The sequence below is a fragment of the Vibrio sp. 03_296 genome, assembly GCF_002265885.1.
In genome coordinates this window covers 1-313 of sequence record NZ_NPKW01001300.1, presented here as the reverse complement: position 1 = coordinate 313, position 313 = coordinate 1, and the positions used below count along the sequence as shown (strand labels likewise).

Sequence of the window (313 nt, the reverse complement as noted above, 5' to 3'; positions counted from 1 at the left end):
AGCCGATGTACTGAGCATTCTTCGGTAGACCGCATTCTTTCTTTATCTGCTCTGGTGTCGGTGTTTTCATCATTAAGACTCCAAGGCCACCACGCTTAAGCCGAAGCGTTTAAGCTCGAGTGAACCAAAGTTATTCACGACATAACTCGAACTATCAACGGTATACATGCCAGCCGGATAAGGCTTTTGCTCTTCATCAAGCGAGAGTTTCATTTGCGTTGGGAACTTGCCGCCTAGATAAACATAAGCAACCTGCTCATAGATTTTGCGTGCTGGCTTATCATCCTTGGCTTTGGTCGTGCGTACATCAACA

General features: G+C 46.0%; 1 protein-coding gene. It reads right to left on the bottom strand.

What is annotated here, in order from left to right:
* Positions 1 to 72: 72 nt before the first annotated feature.
* Positions 73 to 313, bottom strand: a 241-nt coding sequence (locus tag CIK04_RS31670) for a single-stranded DNA-binding protein (RefSeq protein WP_128824791.1), incomplete at its 5' end; no start/stop codon positions are given.